Origin of the sequence: Pseudosulfitobacter koreensis (genome assembly GCF_024733015.1) — a bacterium.
GTDB lineage: Bacteria > Pseudomonadota > Alphaproteobacteria > Rhodobacterales > Rhodobacteraceae > Pseudosulfitobacter > Pseudosulfitobacter koreensis.
The window spans coordinates 211,530-235,905 of record NZ_JANKJG010000003.1; the positions used below are offsets into that span (position 1 = coordinate 211,530).

Consider the following 24,376-nt stretch of genomic DNA (forward strand, 5'->3'; position numbering starts at 1 on the left):
GCACGCGTAAAGCTGCGGGTGCCTGTCAATCGTGCGTAAAGGCTTACAAATCCGGGCTTACAGATCCGGGTAGAGCGGGAAGCGCGCGCACATATCTGCGACTTCTGCGCGCACCTTGGCTTCGACGTCGGAATTGCCGTCCTCGCCGTTGGCCGCCAGCCCGTCGACCACCTGAATGATCCAGTCACCGATCTGGCGGAACTCGGCTTCGCCGAAGCCACGGGTCGTGCCTGCGGGGCTGCCCAGACGGATGCCGCTGGTGATCGTCGGCTTTTCATCGTCGAACGGTACGCCGTTCTTGTTGCAGGTGATGTGCGCGCGGCCCAGTGCCTTTTCGGTCGCGTTGCCCTTGACGCCCTTGGGGCGCAGGTCGACCAGCATCACGTGGGTGTCGGTGCCGCCGGTGACGGTATCGAGGCCGCCTTTCATCAACTGATCTGCAAGCGCCTGCGCGTTCTTGATCACCTGTTGCTGGTAGGTCTTGAACGAAGGGTCCAGCGCCTCGCCGAAGGCCACGGCCTTGGCCGCGATCACGTGCATCAGCGGGCCCCCCTGAATGCCGGGGAAAATGGCGCTGTTGACCTTCTTGGCGATCGCTTCGTCGTTGGTCATGATCATGCCGCCGCGCGGGCCGCGCAGGGTCTTGTGCGTGGTGGTGGTGGCCACATGCACATGCGGGAACGGCGAGGGGTATTCGCCCGCAGCGATCAGTCCGGCAAAGTGTGCCACGTCCGCCAGCACATAGGCGCCGACCTTGTCGGCAATCTCGCGGATGCGGGCAAAGTCGATCTGGCGCGGAATGGCCGAGCCACCGGCGATGATCATCACCGGCTTGTGCTCAAGCGCCAGCGCTTCCATCTGATCATAATCGATGTTCAGCGTGTCGCGTTTCACACCGTACTGGACCGCATTGAACCATTTGCCCGACTGGTTGGGGGCCGCGCCGTGGGTCAGGTGACCGCCCGCGTCAAGGCTCATGCCCAGGATGGTCGCACCGGGTGTCAGCAGCGCCTGGAACACGCCCTGGTTCGCCTGCGAACCCGAGTTCGGCTGCACGTTGACGAAGTCGCAGTTGAACAGCTGTTTCGCACGCTCGATGGCAAGGTTTTCCGCCACATCCACGAACTGGCACCCACCGTAATAGCGACGACCTGGATAGCCTTCGGCGTATTTGTTGGTCAGCACGGTGCCTTGCGCTTCCAGTACTGCTGCCGAAACGATGTTCTCGGACGCGATCAGTTCGATCTCGTCGCGCTGACGGCCCAGCTCGTCGGTGACGGCTGTGAACAGTTCGGGATCGCGGTCGGCAAGGCTCTGGGTGAAAAAACCGGATGTGGTGGCGGACATGTGCAGGTCTCCATGGCTGGCATAAGGTATTGCGCCGCTACGTAACCGAAACCGGCGGTCGGGCAAAGCGTGTAATACGACGCAAGGCCCCAAGTTTGCGGCTGTGCTGGTGCGTGGTGGAATAATATGTTTCAAATCACGCAGCTTCGCGCCGATAGGAAACCCGAGATGCCGCTGAAAATTGCCTTTGCTGCCAGTGCGGCACCTGTTGCCCAGGCCGCCCACAAGGTGCTGGTAAAGCGCTATGGCGATGTGCCGCAGGAAGATGCCGACGTGATCGTGGCGCTGGGCGGTGACGGTTTCATGCTGCAGACCTTGCACGGGACGCAGAACCTGCCTGCGCCTGTCTACGGGATGAACCGGGGCACCATCGGATTCTTGATGAACGAATACGCCGAAAGCGATCTTGTCGAACGGCTCGAGGCGGCGGAACGGGCCGAGGTAAACCCGCTGTCGATGACCGCAACCTGTGGCGACGGCACCGAACACCACGCCCTTGCGATCAACGAGGTGTCGCTGTTGCGCGCAGGCCCGCAGGCGGCGAAGCTGCGGATCACCGTTGATGGGCGCCTGCGTCTGGATGCGCTCAGCTGCGACGGGGCGCTGGTGGCAACACCTGCGGGATCGACGGCCTACAATTATTCCGCGCATGGGCCGATCCTGCCGATCGGTGCCGATGTGCTGGCGTTGACGGCAGTGGCGGCCTTTCGCCCCCGACGCTGGCGCGGTGCATTGTTGCCCAAGACCGCCGAGGTTCGCTTTGACGTGCTGGAGCCGGAAAAGCGCCCGGTGATGGCCGACGCCGACAGCCGGTCGGTGCGCGACGTGCGCACGGTCGTGATCCGGTCGGAACCCAGCGTGGTGCACCACATCCTGTTCGATCCCGGTCACGGGCTGGAAGAGCGGCTGATCTCGGAACAGTTCACCTGATTCTGCTTCGTTTGCACCTTTGATCGAACGGCGCGTGTCTAATGGGGTGATCACGGTCTTGGCATGGAACGTCTGTTGGGGTTCTGCGTTGAGTACTCAGAACGGAATTTAAAAGGAGAGACGCCATGAACTGGGATACAATTCAAGGTAACTGGAAGCAGATGACCGGTTCGGTCCAGTCCAAATGGGGCGAGCTGACGGACAACGAAGTGCAGGAAGCCAAAGGCGACCGCGAATACCTGATCGGCAAGGTTCAGGAGCGCTATGGCGTGGCCCGCGACGAGGCCGAACGTCAAGTTGACGACTGGGCCAAAAGCGTCTGAGTTAACTGAGGTATTGCTCGGCGCAAGCCGCCGTAGCATAGAAAAGGGCCCGCGATGCAGTACGCATTCGCGGGCCTTTTGCCGTTTTGGAAACAGCAGGCGTTCAGCCGCCCGCGTACCCGATGGCTTTCAGCGCATCGCTGATTTCATCCAGAATGGCGGGATCGTCAATCGTCGCGGGCATCTTGAATGCCTCGCCATCGGCGATCTTGACCATCGTCGCGCGCAGGATCTTACCCGAGCGTGTCTTGGGCAATCTGTCCACCACCACGCATAGCTTGAACGCTGCCACGGGTCCGATCTGGTCACGTATGCGCGCCACACATTCCGCCGCGATATCCGCGTGCGGGCGGTCCACGCCCTTGGTCAGGCAAACGAAGCCGATGGCATTCTGCCCCTTCAACGCGTCCGCCACACCGATCACCGCACATTCGGCCACGTCAGGATGGCCTGCCAGCACTTCTTCCATGCCGCCCGTGGACAGACGGTGGCCGGCCACGTTGATCACGTCATCGGTGCGCGCCATTATGTAGAGATAGCCGTCGGCGTCGATCATGCCCGCGTCGCCGGTCTCGTAATAGCCGGGAAAGGTGTTCAGATAAGCCTTGTGGAACCGATCATCGGCCTGCCAGAGCGTCGGTAAAGTGCCGGGGGGCAGGGGCAGCTTGATCGCGATGGCACCCAGTTCGCCAGCTGGCAGAGTGCGCCCGCCTTCGTCAAGGATCTGCACGTCATAGCCAGGCATCGCCACGGTGGGCGAGCCGATCTTGACCGGAAGTGCCTCCAGACCCGCAGGATTGCCCGCGATGGTCCAGCCGGTTTCGGTCTGCCACCAGTGGTCATAGACCGGAACACCCAGCAGGTCCTGCGCCCATTCGATGGTGTCGGGGTCCGCGCGTTCGCCCGCCAGATAGAGGGCACGCAGGCAGCTCAGATCGTATGGCTTGCGGTACTCGCCCTTGGGGTCCTCGCGCTTGATCGCGCGGAACGCAGTCGGTGCGGTGAAGAAACTGCGCACGTTATGCTCGGAGATCACCCGCCAGAAGGTGCCCGCATCGGGGGTGCCGACCGGCTTGCCCTCGAACACCACGGTGGTGTTGCCGTGGATCAGCGGCGCATAGCAGATGTACGAATGGCCCACGACCCAACCCACGTCCGAGGCTGCCCAGAACACATCGCCGGGGTCGACGTTGTATATGTTTTTCATCGACCAGTTCAGCGCCACCAGATGCCCCGCGGTCGGACGCACGACGCCCTTTGGCGCGCCGGTGGTGCCCGAGGTGTAAAGGATATAGGCGGGATGGGTGCCCTCGACGGGGACGCAATCGGCCGGGGCGGTGTCGGCCTGGAAATCGTGCCAGTCCAGATCGCGCCCTTCGGTCAACGTGGCCGCTTCCTCATCGCGTTGCAGGATGACGCAAAAGTCGGGCTTGTGCGCGGCCTCGGCGATGGCGCCGTCGAGCAGGGGTTTGTATTTCACCACCCGGTTCGGCTCCAGCCCGCAGGAGGCCGCGATGATCGCCTTGGGGGTGCAGTCGTTGATCCGCACTGCCAGTTCATGCGCGGCAAAGCCGCCGAACACGACCGAGTGGATCGCCCCCAGACGTGCGCAGGCCAGCATGGCAACCAGCGCCTCGGGCACCATCGGCATGTAGATGATGACGCGGTCGCCCTTGGTAACGCCCTGTGCTGCCAGACCGCCAGCAAAGCCTGCGACCTCGCGCTGCAATTCCGCAAAGCTGGTCTTGGATTTGCGGCCGGTGATCGGACTGTCATAGATGATAGCGGTGCGTTCGCCGTGGCCAGCTTCGACATGACGGTCGACCGCGTTGTAGCAGGTGTTGACCTGCGCGTCGGCGAACCATTCGTAACGCGCGTTGCCTCGGTCAAACAGCGCCTGCGTCGGCGCTACGTCCCAGTCGATGGCCTGTGCCGCGTCCAGCCAATAGCCTTCGGGGTCGGTCTGCCAGCGCGTATAGGTCTCGCGGTATCCCATGATGTCTTCTCCCTCTCTCTTGGGATCAGTCATAGGCTGCGACATATGTTCTTGTCCAACGCAAGAACGCGCGGGGCCATGCGGTAATTCAGCGCGCAGTTCTACGCGGGTTGTTCACCCGTACTGGGTAACCGGTGTGCCCGCGATGGCCGACATGTTCAGCAATCCGCGCGCTGTGATCGAGGGGCTGACGATATGCGCGCGGTTGCCCATGCCCATAAGGATTGGCCCGACCTCAAGCCCGCCGCCCTTCATCTTGAGAATGTTGCGCACGCCGGACGCCGCATCGGCGTTGGCAAAGACCAGCCCGTTGGCTGCGCCTTGCATCCGCCCGCCGGGCAGCAGCCGTTCGCGCAAGTCGGGATCAAGCGCGGCGTCGATGTTCATCTCGCCTTCGTAGCTGAAATCGCGCGGCTCGGAGTCGAGAATGTGTAGGGCGGCACGCATGTGGACGCCGGACCCGCTGCTTTGGCTGCCGAACTGCGATTGCGAACACAGGGCGATGCGCGGCTCGATCCCGAAACGGCGCATGTGCCGCGCAGCCCCGATCACGATCTGGGCAATGTCCTGGGGCGTCGGCGTGATGTGGACGTGCGGGTCGGTGATGAACAGCGGCCCGTCTTCAAGGATCATCAGCGACAGCGCCCCGACGGGTTGCAGCTCCTTGGTGCCCAGAACCTGCTGGATGTAGTTCATATGCCACTTGAACTCGCCGAATGTGCCGCAGATCAGGCTGTCGGCCTCGCCACGATGCACCATGACCGCGCCGATGGCGGTGGTGTTGGTGCGCATGATGGCGCGGGCGAGATCAGGGGTGACGCCCTTGCGCGCCATGATTTCGTGATAGGTGCCCCAATAGTCGCGGTAACGCGGATCGTTTTCGGGGTTCACCAGATCGACGTGTTCGCCCAGCTTGATGGTCATGCCCGCGCGCGCGATCCGCGCCTCGATCACCTCGGGGCGGCCGATCAGGATGGGGCGTTCCGTGGTCTCCTCGACCATCGCCTGTGCTGCACGCAGCACGCGCTCGTCCTCGCCTTCGGCAAAGACGATGCGGCGCGCCACGCTTCGGGCGGCCTCGAAGACCGGGCGCATCAGCAGGGCGGATTTGAACACCGAGCCGTCGAGCTTGGTCTTGTAGGCTTCCAGATCCGCGATGGGCCGCAACGCCACGCCGCTGTCCATCGCGGCGCGGGCCACGGCGCTGGAGACGATGCCGACGAGACGCGGATCGAAGGGTTTGGGGATCAGGTAGTCGGGGCCGAAGGTCATCTGCTCGCCCTGATAGGCGGCAGCCGCCTCGGCGCTGGTGGTTGCGCGGGCCAGGGCCGCGATCCCCTCGATGCAGGCCAGTTGCATTTCGTCGTTGATCGTGGTCGCGCCGACATCCAGTGCGCCGCGAAAGATGAACGGAAAGCACAGCACGTTGTTGACCTGGTTGGGGAAATCGCTGCGCCCCGTGGCGATGATCGCGTCGGGGGCGACCGCGCGCGCCAGGTCGGGCAGGATTTCCGGCGTCGGGTTGGCCAGCGCAAAGATGATCGGGCGTTTCGCCATTCGGGCCACGTGATCCTGGGTCATCACGCCGGGACCGGAGAGGCCCAGAAACAGATCGGCCCCGTCGATCACATCGTCGAGCGTGCGCAGATCGGTCTTTTGCGCATAGGCGGCCTTGGCGGGGTTCATGTCTTCGGTGCGGCCCTCGTAGACCAGCCCGTGAATGTCGCAAAGCCAGATGTTTTCGCGCCTGACCCCCAGCTTCAGCAGCATGTTCAGGCAGGCGATACCGGCCGCACCGCCGCCCGTCGAGACGATCTTGATGTCTTCGAAAGCCTTGCCCGCCACATAAAGCGCATTGGTCGCCGCGGCCCCGACCACGATGGCGGTGCCGTGCTGGTCGTCGTGAAAGACCGGGATGTTCATCCGTTCGCGGCAGATACGCTCGACGGTAAAGCAGTCGGGGGCCTTGATGTCCTCGAGGTTGATCGCGCCGAATGTAGGCTCCAGCGCGCAGACGATATCGGCGAGTTTCTCGGGGTCGGTCTCGTTCACCTCGATATCGAAGCAGTCGATGCCCGCGAATTTCTTGAAGAGGACCGCCTTGCCCTCCATCACCGGTTTCGAGGCCAGCGCGCCGATGTTGCCAAGCCCCAGAACGGCGGTGCCGTTGGTGACCACGGCCACCAGATTGCCCCGTGCGGTATAGCGGGCGGCGGTGGTGGGGTCGGCCTTGATCTCCAGGCAGGCCTCGGCGACGCCGGGCGAATAGGCGCGGCTGAGATCGCGCCCGTTGGCCAGCGGCTTGGTCGCGCGGATTTCCAGTTTTCCGGGCTTGGGAAATTCATGATAATCAAGCGCGGCCTGACGCAACGAGGGGGTATCGGTCATCTTGGAGGCTCCGGATTGGATCAAGTTAGTTTAGCGTTAAACTATTTTTTCGGGCGCGCCAACAGGGGACAGGATGCAGGGCCTTGGCGAGGCTCTGCCTCGCGCGACGTGTTTATGCGAGGCTCTGCCTCGCGCTCCGGGATATTTATGGCCAAAAGAAAGCGGATCTCTTGTCAATCTCGTGCGGTCGCGACAGTTTGGGGCCTCGGAGGGAATTATGGAAGACACACGGGCAGAAGTGGTGTTGCCGACGCGGGATCTGCGTGGCGATATCGGGTTTTTCACCAAGCGGCTGGGGATGCGGATGGACATGATCTATCCTGCGGACGATCCGGCGGTGGCGGTGTTTTCGGGGCACGGGTTGGCGGTGAGGCTGGATGCGGGGCTGGATGCTGCGGCGGGGCGGTTGCTGATCCGCTGCGCGGAGCCTGCGGATTTTGCGGATGGCGCGTTGGAACTGACGGCGCCCGGTGGCACGCAGGTGGGTGTAGAGGCCTTGCATCAGCCCGTGGTGATGCCCGATACCGTGCATTCCTTCGTGGTGCGGCGCTTGAAGGATCATGCCCCTTGGGTCATTGGCCGTGCTGGCATGCATTACCGTGATCTTATTCCCGACCGTCTGGGCGGGTCGATCATCGCCAGCCACATCCGTATTCCTGACGGCGGACCGGTGCCGGATATGGTGCATTACCACACGGTCGGGTTTCAGCTGATCTTTTGCTACCGCGGCTGGGTCGATCTGGTCTATGAGGATCAGGGCGAGCCGTTCCGGCTGCATGCGGGCAACTGCGTGATCCAGCCGCCCGAGATAAGACACCGGGTGCTGTTTGCCAGTGACAACATCGAGGTGATCGAGATCGGCGTGCCAGCCGAGCATGTGACCACCATCGACCATGACATGGAACTGCCCAACGGCCCCGCCAATCCGGCCCGCGTGTTTCAGGGCCAGCGGTTCGTGCATCACAAGACCGAGGAGGCGACCTGGCAGCCGTTCCGCATGGGCGGCTTTCAGTCGCGCGACACCACCATTGCGGCGCATACGGACAATGTGGCGGGCGTGCATGTGGTGCGCCGTGGCACAGGTGTGCCGGAATGGGCGTCACATGACAGCGACATCCTGTTCACCTTCGTGATGGATGGCACGATGGAGTTGCAGGGCGCGGGGCGCGATCCCTATACCCTCGCGGCAGGCGACGCTTTTGTGGTGCCGCCGGGGATGAAGGTGCGCTATGCCGATCCTTCGGACGATCTGGAACTGCTCGAAGTGTCCTTGCCCGGTGCGTTCACCACACAATCAGGAGAGAGTTGATGAATTTGAAAGAAGCAGCGACCGCCGTGCGCGAAAAGGCCTATGCGCCCTATTCGCAGTTCAAGGTGGGGGCCGCGATCACCGGTGCATCCGGCACCGTCTATGCGGGCTGTAACGTCGAGAATGTGGCCTATCCCGAGGGCACCTGCGCTGAAGCCGGGGCCATCGCCGCGATGGTGGCGGCGGGCGAGACCAAGCTGACCGAGGTTTTCGTGATCGCGGGCAGCCCGATGCCGGTGACGCCATGTGGCGGCTGCCGCCAGAAGCTAGCCGAGTTCGGCGAGGGGAATGTGCGCGTGACCATGGCGACCACCGGCGGGTCCGAACAGGTGATGACGCTGGCCGAATTGCTACCGGGGGCCTTTACCCCCGACCACATGAAATGAGCGATTTCTCGGCCCGCGATATCATTGCGTCCCTGCGCGCAGGGGAGACACCGTCGCGCGATGCCTTGGCGTGGTTCGCCGAAGGGCTGGCCGACGGTGCCGTCAGCGACGCGCAGGCGGGGGCCTTCGCGATGGCGGTCTGCCTGAACGGCCTAGGGGACGAGGGCCGCGTTGCGCTGACGCTTGGCATGCGCGACAGCGGGCAGGTGCTGGGCTGGGATCTGGACGGCCCGGTGCTGGACAAGCATTCGACGGGCGGCGTCGGCGACTGCGTGTCGCTGGTGCTGGCCCCGGCGCTGGCGGCCTGCGGGGCGTATGTGCCGATGATCTCGGGGCGGGGTCTGGGACATACGGGCGGCACGCTGGACAAGCTGGAGGCGATACCGGGGCTGAACGTCAATCTGGACGCCGCGCAGTTTCACGATGTGGTCGCCAGCACCGGGTGCGCGATCGTCAGTGCCACGGCCAACATCGCCCCTGCGGACAAGCGGCTCTATGCGATCCGCGATGTGACCGCGACGGTGGAAAGTCTGGACCTGATCACCGCGTCGATCCTGTCGAAAAAGCTGGCAGGCGGGCTGGAGGGGCTGGTGCTGGACGTCAAGGTCGGCTCGGGCGCGTTCATGAAGGACATGGAGGCGGCCCGTGCGCTGGCCGAGGCGCTGACCGGGACCGCGAATGCCGCCAGGTGTCCGACTTCGGCGCTGATCACGGATATGAACCAGCCGCTGGCGCCGTCGCTGGGCAATGCGCTGGAGGTGACGCAGGTGATGCAGGTGTTGACTGCTGGCGACACCGATGCGCCGCTGTCGCAGATCAGCGCGGCGCTGGGTGGTGTGCTGCTGGCGGGGGCTGGATTGGCGGCGGACGCGGAGGCGGGGGGTGCGCTGATTGCGCAGGCCATCCGCAGCGGTGCTGCTGCCGAACGGTTCGGTCGGATGATCGCCGCGATGGGCGGACCTGTGCATTTTGTCGAAAACCACGCGCGTTTCCTGCCCGAAGCGACGGTGATCCGCGAGGTGACAGCCACGCATGCAGGCGTGGTGCAAGCCATCGACGGTGAGGCGCTGGGGCGCATCGTCGTCGGGCTGGGCGGTGGCCGTGCTGTCGAAAGCGACGTGGTCGATCCGGCGGTCGGACTCTCTGGCGTGCTGCGCCTTGGTGACAATGTGGCGAAGGGCCAACCACTGGCGGTCATCCATGCCTCGCATCCGGATCATGCGGACCGGGCCGAGGCTGCGGTGCGTGCGGCGTTCACCCTTGGTGAAGGCGCGGTTAAGACGCCGCCGCTGATCCACGCGCGGGTGTCGTGATGGCACGTGCGTTTCTGGTGGTCATCGACAGCGTCGGCATTGGCGGCGCGCCCGATGCCGATACGTTTTTCAACGGCGATGTGCCCGACACGGGGGCCAACACGTTGGGCCATATCATCGACGCCTGTGCTGCGGGGCAGGCAGAGGAAGGACGCTCGGGCCCCTTGCGCATACCGCATATGATGGCGCTTGGGCTGGGGGCTGCGGTTACACTGGCGAGCGGGCAGAAAGTTGACGCGCCGAAGCCTCTCGGCACCTGGGGGGCCGCGACCGAAGTGTCGCGCGGCAAGGACACGCCCTCGGGCCATTGGGAACTGGCCGGTCTGCCGGTGCCGTGGGACTGGCATTATTTTCCCGATCAAAAACCCGCCTTTCCCGATGATGTGGTGGCGGCAGTGTGCAAGGCTGCGGGCACCGATGGTATCCTTGGCAACTGCCATGCTTCAGGCACCACGGTCATTGCCGATCTGGGGGCAGACCATCTGCGCACCGGCTGGCCGATCTGCTACACCAGCGCCGACAGCGTGTTTCAGATCGCGGCGCATGAGGAACACTTTGGCCTCGACCGCCTGTTGCAGCTGTGTGCGGACGTGGCGCCCCTCTTGCACCAGATGAAGGTGGGCAGGGTGATCGCGCGCCCCTTCGTGGGTGACGTGGGGAATTTCCAGCGCACCGGCAACCGCAAGGACTTTGCGATTCTGCCGCCCGCGCCGGTGCTGACCAACCGGGTGCAGGACGCAGGGCGTGCGGTCTATGCGGTCGGCAAGATCGGCGACATCTTCTCGATGCAAGGCATCGACGAGGTGCGCAAGGGCGACGACCGCGCCCTGATGGGGCACCTTGGCGACCTGATGCGTGACGCGCAGGACGGATCGCTGACCTTTGCCAATTTCGTCGAGTTCGACAGCCTCTATGGCCACCGCCGTGACGTGTCGGGATATGCGCGGCATCTGGAATGGTTCGACGCAGAACTGGGCAAGCTCTTGCCGCAGCTGCGCGCGGGCGACATGCTGGTGGTCACGGCCGACCACGGCAACGATCCCACCTGGACCGGCACCGATCACACCCGCGAACGGGTTCCGGTGATCGTCGCGGGCATTGGCACTGGCGCGTTGGGCCAGATCGCCTTTACCGACGTCGCGGCGCTGGTCTTGCGCCATCTCGGTATCCACGCATAGGCACGTCGCAGGTTGTCTAAGCCTCGCGCGCTTGGCACATAGGGGCAGTCAAATTTGGAGAGCGCCATGAGCGAGCATGTCACCGTCGTCGATCACCCTCTTGTGCAGCACAAGCTGACCATCATGCGCGACCGCGACACGCCGACGGCTGTGTTCCGGCAATTGCTGCGCGAAATCAGCCAGTTGCTGGCCTATGAGGTGACACGCGGCCTGCCGATGACGACCAAGCGGATCGACACGCCGATGCAGCCGATGGACGCGCCGACGCTGGACGGCAAGAAGCTGGCGCTGATCTCGATTCTGCGGGCGGGCAACGGGCTTATGGACGGCGTGCTGGAGCTGATCCCCTCGGCGCGGGTCGGATTTGTCGGGCTCTATCGTGACGAAGAGACCCTGAAGCCGGTGCAATATTACTTCAAGGTGCCCGAGGGGCTGGACGACCGGCTGGTCATCGCCGTCGATCCGATGCTGGCGACAGGCAATTCGTCGGTGGCGGCGGTCGATCTGCTGAAACAGGCAGGGGCCACCAACATCCGGTTCCTGTGCCTGCTGGCCGCCCCCGAAGGCATCGCCACCATGCGCGCCGCACACCCCGATGTGCCCATCGTCACGGCGGCGATTGACGAAAAACTGAATGAACACGGCTATATCGTTCCGGGCCTCGGCGATGCGGGCGACCGCATGTTCGGCACAAAATAGCCAACCCATCGGCACCTGAGCGCTTGCCTCGCCCCTAGTTCTGATGCATCGTGGCTGCTACTACATATAGTAACGACCAAAACCTGTGGGGGCGCAGATGAAAGTTACCAAAGCAGTTGCCATTGCTGTCATCGCCATGTCGGCCAGCGTCGGCGCAGGCCATGCGCAAAGCCTGTCGCGCGGCGAGGTCCTGCCGGCCGAATTTCCTTCGGCCAGCTACAAGGGCAAGCAATACATCGACAGCAAGGGCTGCGTGTTCATCCGTGCTGGCATCGACGGCAACGTCACCTGGGTGCCGAGGGTAAACCGGTCGCGCAACCTGATCTGTGGCCAGACGCCGACCCAAGGGGCAAGCACTGCCGCCGCGGCCCCCGCCGCGACGCGGGCGCCCGAACAGATCACCATCGCGCCCACACCTGCACCTGCGCCCGCGCCACGCAGGGTCACGACAGCACCCGCGCCCAAACCTGCGCCACAGGCCGTGGTCCGCCGCGCGCCAGCGCCGACACCCGCGCCCCGCCGCGTCGTCGCCACCGCGCCGAAACCTGCCGCAGCGGCACCTGTCGCCGCACCTGCGGCCAAGACCGTGCCAGCCGCCAAACCGGCACCCGCGCGCACGGCCACGGCCACACCACGCAAGCCCGCGTGCCCCGGCGCATCGCCGATCAGCGCGCGCTATATCAACTCGGGCGTGCGCGGCCCCGTGCGCTGCGGCCCTCAGGCCGAGCCGATCGTTCCAAACCCGGTTGTGGTCAATCGTGGCATTGCGCCCGCTGCGTCCAGTGTGCGCGCCGCTCCTGCGGCGACAGTCACGGGCCAGACCCGCGTGGTGCCCAAGCATGTCTATGTCGACCGTCTGAACACCCGCAACATTCCGGTGCCCAACGGGTATCGCCGCGCCTGGGAAGATGACCGCCTGAACCCCAACCGGGCAGAGCAGACCCTGACCGGCCATGCCGCGATGAAACTGATCTGGACATCGACCGTGCCGCGCCGGCTGATCAACCATGTCAACGGTGCGGATGTCACCGCCACCGTGCCGCTGGTCTATCCCTATACCGATATCGCGACGCAACAGCGCGAACTGGGCACCGTCACCATCGAGCGCCGTCAGGGCCTGATCGTCAAACGTATCCAGCGCAATCCCGGCACCTACCGCGCACCGACGGTCTCCAGCCGTTCGACCCCGGCCAAGGCCGCACCCGTGGCCACCCAGCAGACCCGCGCGACGCCCAAGGCCCAAGCCCCCAAGGGCGAGCGGATCACCGGCAAGGGCTATGTCCAGCTTGGCTATTACGACGGTGCTGCCTCGGCGCAACAGGCAGCACAGCGTGCGATGGGCATGGGCGTGCCCGCGCGCATCGGCACGTTCACCCGCAGCGGTCAGCAGATGCGCATGGTGCTGGTCGGACCGTTCAGCACGCCCGCCGCGCAGAAAAGCGCGCTGGCAAAGATGCGCAGCGCCGGTTTCTCAGGCGCGGTTCTGCGCTAACCGGACCCCCGGCTGGTAGAAGACCGGCGGCCGGGGGAAACCTCAGCCGCCGCAGATCGCCTGAAGCCGCAGCCAGTCGGCGTCCTTCATGATCGGCGCAGGGCTTTGCCCCGCCATCGGATCGCCTTCGATCAACGCCAGCGTGCGCTCCCCCGAGATATCCTGCGCATAGGCATAGGGCGTGCTGCGCAACTGCGCCTGTGCAAATGCATCAAGCAATTCGGAATCGGACACGGCAGGACGCTCAGCCGCCACCACGGTTTCCGCATATCGGTCAAGCGCGCGCTCGGGCATCCGCCCCGTGGTCAGCAAGGTGATGCTGGCCCGCAGCCCCGCCGAGGACAAAAGATCGCGCAGCCCCGACTGGTTGGCGCGGCGCACCTCTTCAGCCAGGATATAGCCCGCAACCACGTCCGGTTCCTCGTAATCCTCGACCAGCGCGCGGTTCAAGAGAACCTTGCCGCCGGGCAGGGCGAGGCTGGTGCGCACGCCATCCCGCAGCACCGCGATGCCGCCCGTGGCACCGGTGCGCGCCGCCAGTTGCGCCAGCGGGCGCACCGTCTCGGGGGTCTGGCAGGGCGGTCCCGCAACCCGTTCGATCCGCGCCAGCAGCTCGTTGCCGATGGCGCTGCGGGTCACCTGGGGCACCACGTTCATCGCGTGGTCCACCAGCGCCCCCGGCAGCCAGAAGATCACCAGCGCCACCACCGCCGTGGACGATAGCGCCGCCCCCAGCCAGCGCAGCCTGCCCGGACGGGGCCGCGATCTGGTGACGGCGCGGCGCAGAGTTTCGATCGCCTCGATCATCTGGGCCTCGTCGGCTTGCAACTGCAAGGTCTCTCCGGGGTCGCCGTCGGGGTAGAAGGTCGCTGGATCGTCGCCTGAGCCGGCCCGCTCGATGGCGGCAAGCGACCAATGGGTCAGCGCGGTGTCGTTCATGCTCGAAATGACCAGCGTGGCATCGCCGATGGACACAACCACCTCGCGGCGTTGCTCTTCGGGCGTCTGACGCCACAGGCCCGTGGCTTCAAGCCGGGCGTATTTCTTGAGGGCGGTCATGGTCTGCTCGGACGGCCTTTTCTTGTCTGGATCAGCCTAGCACGTTGAAAAGCGGGCGCAAAGGGACCGCATAGGATGTGTAAAGCGGTTTCGCCATGCTCCTTTCGCCCCGCTCAATCTGCCTCTTGCCGTGCTGTCCGTTTTCGTGCGTTCTGTGGCATCAGCTATGGCAGAGAGCAGCGCATTGCAAAAGACAGATAACCTAGTGGCAGTGCCCGCCGTGCAAACCCTTCCGGCCGCCAATGCGGTCGCAGGTCCGGTCACGCGCCCGTGGATGGCCGCGGTGTCGATGCTGATCGCGATGGTGCTTTTGGGCTTCGTCGACAACTACGTGGCGCTGATCGCGACAGAGGTCAGCATCTGGCAGTTCCTCGCGGTGCGCTCGGTCATGGCGCTGGTGCTGGTGGCGGGGCTGTCGCTGGCGGGCCTTGGCACGTTGCGACCAAGACGCTGGTGGGCGGTTGCCGTGCGCAGCCTGCTGATCGCAATCGGGATGATGTGCTATTTCGGTTCGCTTGCCTTCATGCCCATCGCGCAGTCCCTTGCGGGGCTCTTCACCTCTCCGATCTTTGTTCTGCTCTTCACGGTGCTGGTCCTGCGCCAAAAGATCGGGCCGTGGCGCGTGATCGCGGTGGCCACGGGCTTCAGCGGCATATTGGTCGTCCTCGGCGTTCAGAATGGTTTGCCCGGCGCGATCATGCTGCTGCCCGTCGCTGGCGGGTTCTTTTACGCGATGGGGTCGCTCGTCACCCGCCTGCTCTGCGCCGAGGAAAGCACGATCTCGATGCTTGCGGGCATCATGGGCCTGCAGGGGCTGATCGGCGCCTGCGTCCTTGTGGGCCTCGCGCTGATCGACCCGGATGTCCCGCAAGGGGCCGCAGGCTTTCTGCTGCGCGGCTGGGTCTGGCCCATTGCCGATGTCTTCCCGCTGATCGCACTGCAGGCTGTGGTCTCGGTCGCAGGCGTGTTCTTCCTCATCCGTGCCTATCAATGGGGCGAGGCAAGCCAGGTCAGCGTGCTGGAATACACCATCATGATCTTCGGTCCGGCCTTCGGCTGGCTGTTGATGGGGCAGGTTGTGACACCCTCCATGTTCCTGGGGATCGTGCTGATCATCTGCGCGGGGCTGATCATCGCGGTGCGCTCGCGATAATCTCATATTCTTTTGGCCCCAAATATCCCCGCCGGAGGCATAAAATCTTATGCACCTCCGCCTGATCCGCTAGACACGTTCCCATGATCCTCTCCACAGGCCGCAGATATCTCTTCATTCACGCCCCCAAGACGGGCGGCACTTCCATGGCACTGGCGCTGGAAGCGCGCGCGATGAAAGACGATGTGATGCTGGGCGACACGCCCAAGGCGGTGCAGCGCCGCAAGCGTCTCAAGGGGGTGCAAACGCGCGGCAGGCTCTGGAAACATGCGACGCTGGCAGATCTCGACGGGCTGGTGACCCCGGATATGCTTGCGGGGCTCTTTGTCTTCACCCTGGTGCGCAACCCCTGGGACCGGGTGGTCAGCTACTATCACTGGCTGCGCGCACAAAGCTTCGATCATCCGGCTGTCACCCACGCCCGAGGTCTGAGCTTTCACGACTTCACCCAGCACCCGCACACCCAAGGCAGCCTGCGCGGCAGCCCGGCGCGTCATTACGTGACCGACGCCACCGGAACCGAGCGGTGCGATCTTTTCGTCCGGCTGGAGCATATGGCGCGCGACATCGCCCCGCTCGAGGCGCATCTGGGGTTCGCGATGGACCTGCCGCACGCCAACCGTTCCGCGCGCGCAGCTGACTATCGTGGCTACTACAACGCCGACAGCCGTGCGGCGGTGGCCGAGGCCTGCGCCGAAGACATTGCGCGATTCGGCTATGCCTTTGATCCCGCCTGACGGCACCGGGCCGTTTTCGTCTGAATGAAGGGTCTCGGGGCCAGGCATTTGCCCCAATTCGGCGCGCAACCGCCTGATTTTGCGCAGCCCGCAACAGTCTCAGTTGTAAGCCGCCGCAGACTGGCTCAGACAGTGTCTGTTCGGGTCACCTGGCGTTTCGCGCGGGGTGTTTAAGGAGAGCACACTTCATGTCCGATGCCATTGCGGCTAACGCGCCGGTGATCGCGATTGTCATTCTTGTCGGCCTGTTCATCGCGTTCGCGCTGGAGAAATACCCGCCCGAAGTCACCGCCACCGTCGCCGCCGCACTTTTTATCGTGCTGGGGCTGGTGCCGGGCGATCAGGTGATGGCGGCGTTCTCGAACTCGGCCCCGATCACCATCGGGGCGATGTTCGTCATTTCCGGCGCGCTGGTGCGCACCGGCGTGCTTGAGGCGATGGCCAATCTGGTCATCGGGCGCGCCCAAAGTCGGCCCATCGTGGCCATTGCCATCTTTCTCGTGGCGACGGTCGCGGCCTCTGCGTTCATGAACAACACGCCGGTGGTGCTGGTTCTGATCCCCGTGGTGATCCGGCTGGCGCACAGTCTGGGTTTTGCGCCAACGCGGCTGCTGATCCCGCTGTCCTACGCGGCGATCCTGGGCGGGACATGCACGCTGATCGGCACCTCGACCAACATTCTGGTGGACGGCATCGCGCGCGAAGGCGGGCTCGAGCCGTTTTCGATCTTCGAGATCGCGCCCGTAGGCATAACGGTCGCCTTCGTCGGCGGTGTCGTCATGCTGATCCTGGGCCGCTTCCTGCTGCCCGAACGCGGCCAGAAGGGCATCGAGGCGGATGCCAACGAGACGGTGTTCCTGTCGGAAATCACCGTGCTGCCCGGGTTTTACGGCATCGACGAAACCCTCGGCGCATTGGCCGAATTTCACCGCCCCGGCATTCGCATCACCGGTGTGCGCAAGGGCGGTGTCATCGACCGCAGCAACCTGGACGACCACATCGTGTTGAAAGGCGAGGTGGTCATCGTGCAGGCCACCACGTCGGAACTGCTGACCCTGTCCGAGATCAAGGGGCTGCGCGTGGGCCTGCGCCGGTCGGTCGAGTTGGAACAAGGCGGGGACATCAAGGTGGTCGAAGCGATCCTTGCGCCCTCGCGCTGGCACACCGGCGCGCGCATTTCCGATCTGGCGCTGGGACGCCGGGCCGGGGTGCGCGTGCTCGGCGCCTACCGACACGGGCATATTCCCGGCTCCGACCTCAGCAGCGTGCGCTTGCGCCCCTCGGACAAGCTGTTGCTGGAAGGCAGCACCGAAGGTTTTGCCGAACTGGCACGCTCGGGCGATGCGGTGTCCGTCACCGAACCCAGCGGGCGCGCGTTCCGGCGGCGGCAGGCCCCCGTGGCGATTGCGGCCCTGCTGGCTATTGTGGTTCTAGCGGCGCTGAACGTCATGCCCATCGGGCTTCTGGCGCTGGTCGGGGTGGCGGGGATCCTGCTGCTGCGTTGCATCGACGGCGACGAGGCCTGGGGCTCGATCGACGGGTCGATCCTGGTGCTGATCTTCGCGATGCTGATCGTCGGCGCGGGGCTGGAGACCACGGGCGCGGTCGAGCTGATCGTCTCGGTGCTGGAGCCTTACCTGTCAGGATTGCCGCCGCTTGCCACGCTGTTTGCCGTCTATTTCATCGCGTCGATCCTGACCGAGACGGTGACCAACAACGCGGTGGCCGTGGTGTTCACACCCATCGTGATTCCGCTGGCCACGCAACTGGGGCTTGATCCGCGCCCCTTCGTCGTCGCGGTGATGTTCGCCGCCAGCGCCAGCTTTGCCACGCCCATTGGCTATCAGACCAACACGCTGGTCTATGGGGCGGGTAACTATAAATTTACGGATTTCCTGAAAATAGGGGTTCCGATGAACCTGATTGTCGGTATGACGTCGGTGCTGGCCATCAGCATATTCTTTCCCTTGTGAAGATTGATCAGTGCAGGCTTCAAAAGGGGTTTGGGTAACAAGGCGACATACCGCAGTTTTCAGCCGGTTTGGCCCACGCGACATTTGCAAAGCAGCAGCGATGCTCTATGCAGTCAGACAACTAGAAAAAGCAGGCACATGCCCCAACAACCAGATATTTCTCAGCCGCAGACTGAAACACGCGCGGCGCGTGAATGGGTCAAGATATTGTCCCAGTACCGCGAGTCCACAGTCAGACGCAGCCTTTTCGAATTGGCCATCACCGTCGGCCCGTTCCTGACCCTGTGGGTCCTCGCATGGTGGGCGTTGTCGGTCAGCTACTGGCTGACCCTGACGCTGTCCCTGTGCAACGCCGCATTCATCCTGCGCCTGTTCGCGATCCAGCACGATTGCGGCCATGGCGCATTCTTCAACAACCGCACGGCAAGCGACTGGCTGGGCCGCGTGCTGGGCGTTCTGACGCTGACGCCCTATGACGTCTGGCGGCGCACGCATTCGATCCACCACAGCGCGTCGGGCAACCTTGGCCGGCGCGGTATCGGGGATGTCCACACCCTGACGGTCGAGGAATACCGCGCGCTTGGGCCGCTGATGCGCCTGCATTACCGTGTGTATCGTCACCCCGTTGTGCTTTTTGGTCTGGGGCCGGGTTATCTGTTCTTCCTGCAGAACCGCATTCCGCTCGGCCTGATGAACAAGGCGCGGTACTGGTTCAGTGCGATGTGCACCAACGCGGTGATCCTGATTGCCTTGGGTGTGATGCTCTATTTTGGCGGCCTGATGCCGATCCTGCTGATCTTCCTGCCCTCGACGCTGCTGGCCGCGACAGCGGGCGTCTGGCTGTTCTACGTCCAGCACCAGTTCGAGACGACCCATTGGGCCGAAGAGGAAGACTGGCAACTGCACGACGCCGCCCTTCACGGCAGCTCTTACTATGTGCTGCCGGGCTGGCTGCAATGGCTGACGGCCAACATCGGCATTCACCACGTCCACCACGTGCACAGCCGCATTCCGTTCTACCGGCTGCCCGAGGTGCTGCGCGACCATGACGAGCTGGCGATCAGCAACCGCATGACCATCCGCGAAAGCTTCCACAACGCGCGCCTGCATCTGTGGGATGAGAACAGCAAGAGGCTGCTCTCCTTTGCGCAGTTCCGGGCGCTGCCGGGCTGAACGTTGGTGCTGTTGAGCGAGAACTAAACAGAGGGCATCCAGATGGGTGCCCTTTTTTTGTGGTGGTGCGTTATCATGCGGCTAAGTTCGCTGTTTTGAAGCCATGTTTTAACGTGAGCCTCGGAAGAACTATCCGGGGAGCCGTGGGGCTGATGTTCACTGTGCGGACGTAACGGTCGTTGAAGTTGACTGCCGAAGCACTAAAATTTGGCAGCGATTTAAGGGGGCTATTAGATGATTAGAAAGATATCTTCCTTGGTTTCTCTCGGGCTCGCATTCGCTTTTGGGTATTTGTACTACGTCGAGTATTTCAAATGGCGCAATTGTTTCAATGAGCTAGGCCGGTGCTTCGACGATGTCACCGGTGTCGTATATTTAGAGCAATCAGGGGTCATATGGCTCTTACTCGCTGTGCTGGCTCTCGGAGTAGGCCTCTACAATGCATGGCATCTGAGCAAACTTTAAACAGAAATCGGGGCTCAAACCTGCCAGTCACCGCAAGCCTCACATTCTCCGACCTGCACATCCAAACGCAAAGGGCACCCCGAAGGGTGCCCTTTTCAATGTCAGGACAGCCAAGCCCCTCAGGCCGCTGCAGCCTGCGCCTTGGGGCCGAAGCGGCCGTAGAACGTCTGGTTCTTCTCGGCCATTTCGCGCAGCAGGGCAGGGCACTCGAACCGGTCGCCGAACTTGGCCTGCAGTTCATCGCAGCGCTCAGCCGCATAGGGTGTGCCGAGGATGTCCAGCCAGCTGAACGGACCTCCCGACCACGGCGCAAAGCCCCAGCCCAGGATCGCACCCACATCGCCTTCGCGGATGTCTTCCAGCACGCCTTCCTCCAGCGCGCGAACCGCTTCCAGCACCTGTGCGAACATCAGACGTTCCTGCACTTCGATCAGGTCGGGCTGCTCTTCGGCCAGCGGATATTTGTCGTGGATGCCTTTCCAGTATCCCAGACGCTTGCCGCTTTCGTCATAGTCGAAGTAGCCGGCCTTGGACTTGCGACCCAGACGGCCTTCCTCTTCCATCCAGACGATCAGGTTGTCGGCCTCGGACCCTGGATAGGCATTGCCCATCGCGGCCTTGGTCGCCTTCATGATGCGCACCGCCAGGTCCACCGAGGTCTCGTCGCCCAACTGGATCGGACCCACGGGGAACCCCAGCTGCTGCGCGGCATGGTCGATCAACACAGGGGCCACGCCCTCGGTGACCATCCGCGTGGCTTCGTTGCCATAGGGGATGATGCAGCGGTTGGCATAGAAGAACCGCGCGTCGTTGACGACGATCGGGGTCTTGCGGATCTGGCGCACATAGTCCAGCGACTTGGCCACAGCCCGGTCGCCGGTTTCGGCCCCCTTGATGATCTCGACCAGCGCCATGCGTTCCACCGGCGAGAAGAAGTGGATGCCGATGAACTGCTCGGGGCGCACCGACGCCTTGGCCAGATCCGAGATCGGCAAGGTCGATGTGTTCGAGGCAAAGATGCAATCGTCGGGGATGATCGCCTCGACCTTCTTGGTCATCTCGGCCTTGACGCCGGGGTCTTCGAACACCGCTTCGATGATCAGATCGCAGCCCTTGAGCTGTTCCAGATCGGCGGTCGCCGTGATCTTGGCCAGCAGCGCCTCTTTCTTCTCTTCGGTGGCTTTCTTGCGCGCGATGCCCTTGTCCATGTAGCTGGCGGAATAGGCCTTGCCCTTGTCCGCCGCCGCCTGGTCACGGTCGATCAGCACCACCTCGATGCCGGCCTGCGCCGACACCAATGCGATGCCCGCCCCCATCATGCCGGCACCCAGCACGCCCAGCTTCTTCACCCGTTGATCGGGCACGTCCTTGGGTCGCACGGCGCCTTTTTCCAACGCTTCCTTGTTCAGGAACAGCGACCGGATCATCGCACCCGACGAGGGGTTCATCAGGATGTTGGTGAACCAGCGTGCCTCGATCTTAAGTGCCGTGTCGAAGGGCACCAGCGCGCCCTCATATACAGCCGACAGCATCGCCTTGGCCGCAGGGAACGCGCCCTTGGTCTTGCCGTTGACCATTGCGTTCGCGCCGACAAAGTTCATGAAACCCGCAGGGTGATAGGGCGCGCCGCCGGGCATCTTGTAGCCCTTCGCGTCCCAGGGTTTCAGGATGTCCGCGTCCTTGGCGCTCAGCACCCAGTCGCGGGCGGCGGCGACCGGATCATCGACCACCTCGTCGATCACGCCTGCGCCCTTGGCCTTGTCTGGGGCCAGCATCTTGCCCTCCAGCAGCAGCGACGAGGCCCCCATCAGGCCCAGCTTGCGCACCAGACGCGTGGTGCCGCCGGCACCGGGGAAGATGCCGACCAGAATTTCGGGCAGGCCGATCTTGGCCTTGGGGTTGTTGGCGGCAAAGATGCGGTGCGTGGCCAGCGGCAGTTCCAGACCGATACCAGCGGCGGTGCCGGGCAGGGCGGCGGCAATTGGTTTGCCCCCCTTGTTGGTCTTGGCGTCCATGCCTGCGCGCTCGATCTTGCGCAGCAGGCCGTGCATCTGCATCGTGCCCTCGAACAGGCCCTTGGCCGGATCGTCGCCCGCACTTTCCTTCATCTTGGCCAGCAGGTTCAGGTCCATGCCGCCCGCAAAGGTGTCCTTGCCCGAGGTGATCACGATGCCCTTGACCGCATCGTCGGCCAGCGCGTCGTCGACCAGACCGTTCAACTGGTCGAGACCCTCGATCGACATGACGTTCATCGTCTTGTCGGCCACGTCCCATGTGATGATCGCAACGCCGTCGGCGTCTTTCTTCATGGTGAAATCTGTCATTTCTGATCTCCCTTTTCTGGAGTGTAGTCCGGTGTGTTTTCCATGTCGGCGGGGCTGAGCGCCGACCAGTTCATATGTCCTATGGCCCGCATCACGGTGGTGACACGCCACAGGCCGTTTTCATTGCGCAGGGTCATCGACGCATCCCATGGCGGCACCACGTGATTGGTGCCGCGCATCATGTTCATGCGGTAGGTGCCGGTCATCTGGTCGCCGCCGATAATCTCGGCGGTCCTGGCTTGCCGGATGATCGCGGTCACGCCGTTTTCCCTGAAGTCGCGTTGATAGGCTTCGAAATCGTCGATGACCTGTTGCCGGGTCTCGAAGGTTTCGACGCCCGAGCGTGACACCAGATGAAAGGGCAGGCAGACGCTGTTCAGCCAGCCCTCGACGTCGTTGCCGATAAAGGCGGCGCTGATGCGGTCCAGGATGGCCTGAAAGACCTCTAGCCGGTGACTGGCTTCCGACTTTTCGCGCCCCGGAGTGTCGAATTCTTCGCGCAGCAGCAGGGGCCAGTCGGCCGTGTGCAGGGACGAATCCGATATGCCGACCTTCCAGGCCTCATTTTCGCGAAACAGCGACATGCGGGTCAGATAGGGGGCCGCCACGTCTTCGCCGTTTCGGCAGAGCCTTGTGGTGTGATAGCCCGAAATCTGCTGCTGCGAGACGAACTTTGCCGTGTCGCAGCTGCGCAGATAGCCGTCTATGCCCTGCTCGGACAGCATGTCGCTGTAGGCGGCGACCCGGTCGATGATCGCGCGGGTCGAGCGGTGCGTGATGCTGCCGTCCATCGTCTTCATGACGAACGGCACGCGCGTCAGCGCGGCAAACCCTGCCGCGTCCCTTTCCAGCACAGCCGTGGTCAGCTGTGTCAGCAGGTCCTGATAGATGTCACGCGCCGCAGCCACGCGTCAGACCCGTTCGATGATCGTGGCGGCACCCATGCCCGATGCGATGCACAAGGTGGCAAGACCGACTTCCTTGTCCTGACGCTCAAGTTCGTCCAGCAGGGTGCCGATGATCATGGCCCCCGTGGCGCCCAGCGGGTGCCCCATCGCGATCGAGCCGCCGTTGACGTTGACCTTTTCATGCTCGACGTTGAACGCCTCCATGAACAGCATCACGACCGAGGCAAAGGCTTCGTTGACCTCGAAGAGGTCGATGTCGCTGATCGACATGCCACTTTCCGCCAGGATTTTCTTGGTCGCGGGCACGGGGCCGGTCAGCATGATGGTCGGATCGGTGCCGATCTTGGTGGTGGCCCGGATGCGCGCGCGCGGCTTCAGCCCGTATTTCTCGCCGAATTCCTTGTTGCCGATCAGCACGGCGGCGGACCCGTCAACGATGCCCGAAGAGTTGCCTGCGTGGTGGATGTGGTTGATCTTTTCCAGATGCGGATATTTCAGCAGTGCCACGGCGTCAAAGCCGGGCATGACCTCGCCCATCGCCTGAAACGCAGGATTCAGCGCACCCAGCGACTGCATGTCGGTCTGCGGGCGCATGTATTCGTCGTAATCCAGAATGGCGAGACCGTTCTGATCGCGCACGGTGATCACCGAATTGGCAAAGCGCTTTTCGTCCCAGGCCCGTTTCGCCCGCTGTTGCGAGGCCACGGCCAGCGCGTCGGCGTCGTCACGGGTGTGCCCGTACTGCGTGGCGATGATGTCGGCGCTGATGCCCTGCGGCACGAAATAGGTGTCCATGGCCACGGACGGATCGGCGGCGATCGCGGCGCCGTCGCTGCCCATGGCGACGCGGCCCATCATCTCGACGCCACCGGCGATATAGGCCATGCCGGCCCCGCCCTTGACCTGGTTGGCCGCGAGGTTCACCGCCTCCATGCCGCTGGCGCAGAACCGGTTGATCGCAAGACCGGGGATCGACTGGTCGAGATCGGACGCCAGCACGGCAGAGCGCGCAAGGCAGCCACCCTGTTCCATTACTTGTGTGACGTTGCCCCAGATCACGTCCTCGACGGCGTGGCCGTCCAGATTGTTGCGCTCTTTCAGCGCGTTCAGCGTCAGTGCGGACAGGCGCAGCGAGGTCACCTCGTGCAGCGCGCCATCCTTGCGGCCTTTGCCACGTGGAGTGCGCAGGGCGTCGTAGATATATGCATCGGTCATCAGATGTG

General features: G+C 63.7%; 19 protein-coding genes. 12 read left to right on the top strand and 7 right to left on the bottom strand.

Translation table 11 applies throughout. The features are described 5' to 3' along the window. Positions 1 to 57: 57 nt before the first annotated feature. On the bottom strand, positions 58 to 1,347 hold the full coding sequence (glyA, locus tag NTA49_RS06535) for a serine hydroxymethyltransferase (protein ID WP_258293867.1): 1,290 nt from the start codon (positions 1,345 to 1,347) through the stop codon (positions 58 to 60). Between the two features lie 168 nt (positions 1,348 to 1,515). Here glyA and NTA49_RS06540 point away from each other — a divergent pair, with 168 nt between their 5' ends. Both NTA49_RS06540 and NTA49_RS06545 read left to right on the top strand, forming a co-directional pair. Continuing rightward, positions 1,516 to 2,277: an NAD kinase gene (locus tag NTA49_RS06540; RefSeq protein ID WP_258293869.1), complete on the top strand. Its 762-nt coding sequence runs from the start codon at positions 1,516 to 1,518 to the stop codon at positions 2,275 to 2,277. 125 nt (positions 2,278 to 2,402) lie between these two features. After that, the gene (locus NTA49_RS06545) at positions 2,403 to 2,600 is read left to right on the top strand and encodes a CsbD family protein (RefSeq protein ID WP_258293870.1); all 198 of its coding nucleotides are present in this window, start codon (positions 2,403 to 2,405) and stop codon (positions 2,598 to 2,600) included. 103 nt (positions 2,601 to 2,703) lie between these two features. Here NTA49_RS06545 and NTA49_RS06550 read toward each other — a convergent pair whose 3' ends face one another. Beyond that, positions 2,704 to 4,596 carry a propionyl-CoA synthetase gene (locus NTA49_RS06550; RefSeq protein WP_258293871.1) on the bottom strand — a complete coding sequence of 631 codons (1,893 nt, stop codon included), beginning with the start codon at positions 4,594 to 4,596 and terminating at the stop codon, positions 2,704 to 2,706. Positions 4,597 to 4,710: 114 nt separating this feature from the next. Beyond that, entirely contained in the window at positions 4,711 to 6,984 is a 2,274-nt protein-coding gene (locus NTA49_RS06555) for an NADP-dependent malic enzyme (RefSeq protein ID WP_258293873.1), read from the bottom strand. Between the two features lie 217 nt (positions 6,985 to 7,201). Here NTA49_RS06555 and NTA49_RS06560 point away from each other — a divergent pair, with 217 nt between their 5' ends. From NTA49_RS06560 to NTA49_RS06585, 6 genes are all read left to right on the top strand, one after another. Next, positions 7,202 to 8,293: a cupin domain-containing protein gene (locus tag NTA49_RS06560; protein WP_258293874.1), complete on the top strand. Its 1,092-nt coding sequence runs from the start codon at positions 7,202 to 7,204 to the stop codon at positions 8,291 to 8,293. Then, positions 8,293 to 8,679 carry a cytidine deaminase gene (locus NTA49_RS06565; protein WP_258293875.1) on the top strand — a complete coding sequence of 129 codons (387 nt, stop codon included), beginning with the start codon at positions 8,293 to 8,295 and terminating at the stop codon, positions 8,677 to 8,679. The genes NTA49_RS06560 and NTA49_RS06565 overlap by 1 nt, the downstream gene beginning before the upstream one ends. Then, the gene (locus NTA49_RS06570) at positions 8,676 to 9,992 is read left to right on the top strand and encodes a thymidine phosphorylase (protein ID WP_258293877.1); all 1,317 of its coding nucleotides are present in this window, start codon (positions 8,676 to 8,678) and stop codon (positions 9,990 to 9,992) included. Before NTA49_RS06565 ends, NTA49_RS06570 begins: the two co-directional genes overlap by 4 nt. Further along, positions 9,992 to 11,170: a phosphopentomutase gene (locus NTA49_RS06575; protein WP_258293878.1), complete on the top strand. Its 1,179-nt coding sequence runs from the start codon at positions 9,992 to 9,994 to the stop codon at positions 11,168 to 11,170. The genes NTA49_RS06570 and NTA49_RS06575 overlap by 1 nt, the downstream gene beginning before the upstream one ends. Positions 11,171 to 11,236: 66 nt before the next feature. Next, the gene (gene upp, locus NTA49_RS06580) at positions 11,237 to 11,869 is read left to right on the top strand and encodes a uracil phosphoribosyltransferase (RefSeq protein WP_258293879.1); all 633 of its coding nucleotides are present in this window, start codon (positions 11,237 to 11,239) and stop codon (positions 11,867 to 11,869) included. Between the two features lie 97 nt (positions 11,870 to 11,966). Next, positions 11,967 to 13,361, top strand: coding sequence for an SPOR domain-containing protein (locus NTA49_RS06585; protein ID WP_258293881.1), 1,395 nt, complete (start codon positions 11,967 to 11,969; stop codon positions 13,359 to 13,361). A gap of 42 nt (positions 13,362 to 13,403) precedes the next feature. Here the strand turns inward: NTA49_RS06585 and NTA49_RS06590 are convergent, their stop codons facing one another. Further along, the gene (locus NTA49_RS06590) at positions 13,404 to 14,420 is read right to left on the bottom strand and encodes a hypothetical protein (RefSeq protein ID WP_258293882.1); all 1,017 of its coding nucleotides are present in this window, start codon (positions 14,418 to 14,420) and stop codon (positions 13,404 to 13,406) included. Between the two features lie 220 nt (positions 14,421 to 14,640). Here NTA49_RS06590 and NTA49_RS06595 point away from each other — a divergent pair, with 220 nt between their 5' ends. The 4 genes from NTA49_RS06595 (at position 14,641) to NTA49_RS06610 (ending at position 19,456) form a co-directional block, all read left to right on the top strand. Continuing rightward, the gene (locus tag NTA49_RS06595) at positions 14,641 to 15,573 is read left to right on the top strand and encodes a DMT family transporter (protein WP_258293883.1); all 933 of its coding nucleotides are present in this window, start codon (positions 14,641 to 14,643) and stop codon (positions 15,571 to 15,573) included. Between the two features lie 83 nt (positions 15,574 to 15,656). Beyond that, complete coding sequence (locus NTA49_RS06600; RefSeq protein WP_258293884.1) at positions 15,657 to 16,310, top strand: sulfotransferase family protein; 654 nt, start codon at positions 15,657 to 15,659, stop codon at positions 16,308 to 16,310. Between the two features lie 188 nt (positions 16,311 to 16,498). After that, positions 16,499 to 18,283, top strand: coding sequence for an SLC13 family permease (locus NTA49_RS06605; RefSeq protein WP_258293885.1), 1,785 nt, complete (start codon positions 16,499 to 16,501; stop codon positions 18,281 to 18,283). A gap of 138 nt (positions 18,284 to 18,421) precedes the next feature. Beyond that, positions 18,422 to 19,456, top strand: coding sequence for a fatty acid desaturase (locus tag NTA49_RS06610; protein ID WP_258293886.1), 1,035 nt, complete (start codon positions 18,422 to 18,424; stop codon positions 19,454 to 19,456). 584 nt (positions 19,457 to 20,040) lie between these two features. Here the strand turns inward: NTA49_RS06610 and NTA49_RS06615 are convergent. From NTA49_RS06615 to NTA49_RS06625, 3 genes are read right to left on the bottom strand one after another with little or no spacing between them, the layout of a single operon-like run. Beyond that, positions 20,041 to 22,245: a 3-hydroxyacyl-CoA dehydrogenase NAD-binding domain-containing protein gene (locus tag NTA49_RS06615; RefSeq protein WP_258293887.1), complete on the bottom strand. Its 2,205-nt coding sequence runs from the start codon at positions 22,243 to 22,245 to the stop codon at positions 20,041 to 20,043. Further along, complete coding sequence (locus NTA49_RS06620) at positions 22,242 to 23,153, bottom strand: hypothetical protein (RefSeq protein WP_258293888.1); 912 nt, start codon at positions 23,151 to 23,153, stop codon at positions 22,242 to 22,244. Before NTA49_RS06620 ends, NTA49_RS06615 begins: the two co-directional genes overlap by 4 nt. Before the next feature lie 3 nt (positions 23,154 to 23,156). Next, positions 23,157 to 24,368, bottom strand: a complete 1,212-nt coding sequence (locus NTA49_RS06625; protein WP_258293889.1) for an acetyl-CoA C-acetyltransferase — start codon at positions 24,366 to 24,368, stop codon at positions 23,157 to 23,159. Between the last annotated feature and the right edge of the window lie 8 nt (positions 24,369 to 24,376).

Excerpts from the sequence above, each read along its gene's own strand:
- NTA49_RS06560 (WP_258293874.1), top strand. The coding sequence starts at position 7,202 with ATGGAAGACACACGGGCAGAAGTGGTGTTGCCGACGCGGGATCTGCGT.
- NTA49_RS06565 (WP_258293875.1), top strand. The coding sequence starts at position 8,293 with ATGAATTTGAAAGAAGCAGCGACCGCCGTGCGCGAAAAGGCCTATGCG.
- NTA49_RS06545 (WP_258293870.1), top strand. The coding sequence starts at position 2,403 with ATGAACTGGGATACAATTCAAGGTAACTGGAAGCAGATGACCGGTTCG.
- NTA49_RS06590 (WP_258293882.1), bottom strand. The coding sequence starts at position 14,420 with ATGACCGCCCTCAAGAAATACGCCCGGCTTGAAGCCACGGGCCTGTGG.
- NTA49_RS06615 (WP_258293887.1), bottom strand. The coding sequence starts at position 22,245 with ATGACAGATTTCACCATGAAGAAAGACGCCGACGGCGTTGCGATCATC.
- NTA49_RS06600 (WP_258293884.1), top strand. The coding sequence starts at position 15,657 with ATGATCCTCTCCACAGGCCGCAGATATCTCTTCATTCACGCCCCCAAG.
- NTA49_RS06625 (WP_258293889.1), bottom strand. The coding sequence starts at position 24,368 with ATGACCGATGCATATATCTACGACGCCCTGCGCACTCCACGTGGCAAA.
- NTA49_RS06575 (WP_258293878.1), top strand. The coding sequence starts at position 9,992 with ATGGCACGTGCGTTTCTGGTGGTCATCGACAGCGTCGGCATTGGCGGC.
- NTA49_RS06540 (WP_258293869.1), top strand. The coding sequence starts at position 1,516 with ATGCCGCTGAAAATTGCCTTTGCTGCCAGTGCGGCACCTGTTGCCCAG.
- NTA49_RS06570 (WP_258293877.1), top strand. The coding sequence starts at position 8,676 with ATGAGCGATTTCTCGGCCCGCGATATCATTGCGTCCCTGCGCGCAGGG.
- NTA49_RS06555 (WP_258293873.1), bottom strand. The coding sequence starts at position 6,984 with ATGACCGATACCCCCTCGTTGCGTCAGGCCGCGCTTGATTATCATGAA.
- NTA49_RS06605 (WP_258293885.1), top strand. The coding sequence starts at position 16,499 with ATGTCCGATGCCATTGCGGCTAACGCGCCGGTGATCGCGATTGTCATT.
- NTA49_RS06610 (WP_258293886.1), top strand. The coding sequence starts at position 18,422 with ATGCCCCAACAACCAGATATTTCTCAGCCGCAGACTGAAACACGCGCG.
- NTA49_RS06585 (WP_258293881.1), top strand. The coding sequence starts at position 11,967 with ATGAAAGTTACCAAAGCAGTTGCCATTGCTGTCATCGCCATGTCGGCC.
- upp (WP_258293879.1), top strand. The coding sequence starts at position 11,237 with ATGAGCGAGCATGTCACCGTCGTCGATCACCCTCTTGTGCAGCACAAG.
- NTA49_RS06550 (WP_258293871.1), bottom strand. The coding sequence starts at position 4,596 with ATGGGATACCGCGAGACCTATACGCGCTGGCAGACCGACCCCGAAGGC.
- glyA (WP_258293867.1), bottom strand. The coding sequence starts at position 1,347 with ATGTCCGCCACCACATCCGGTTTTTTCACCCAGAGCCTTGCCGACCGC.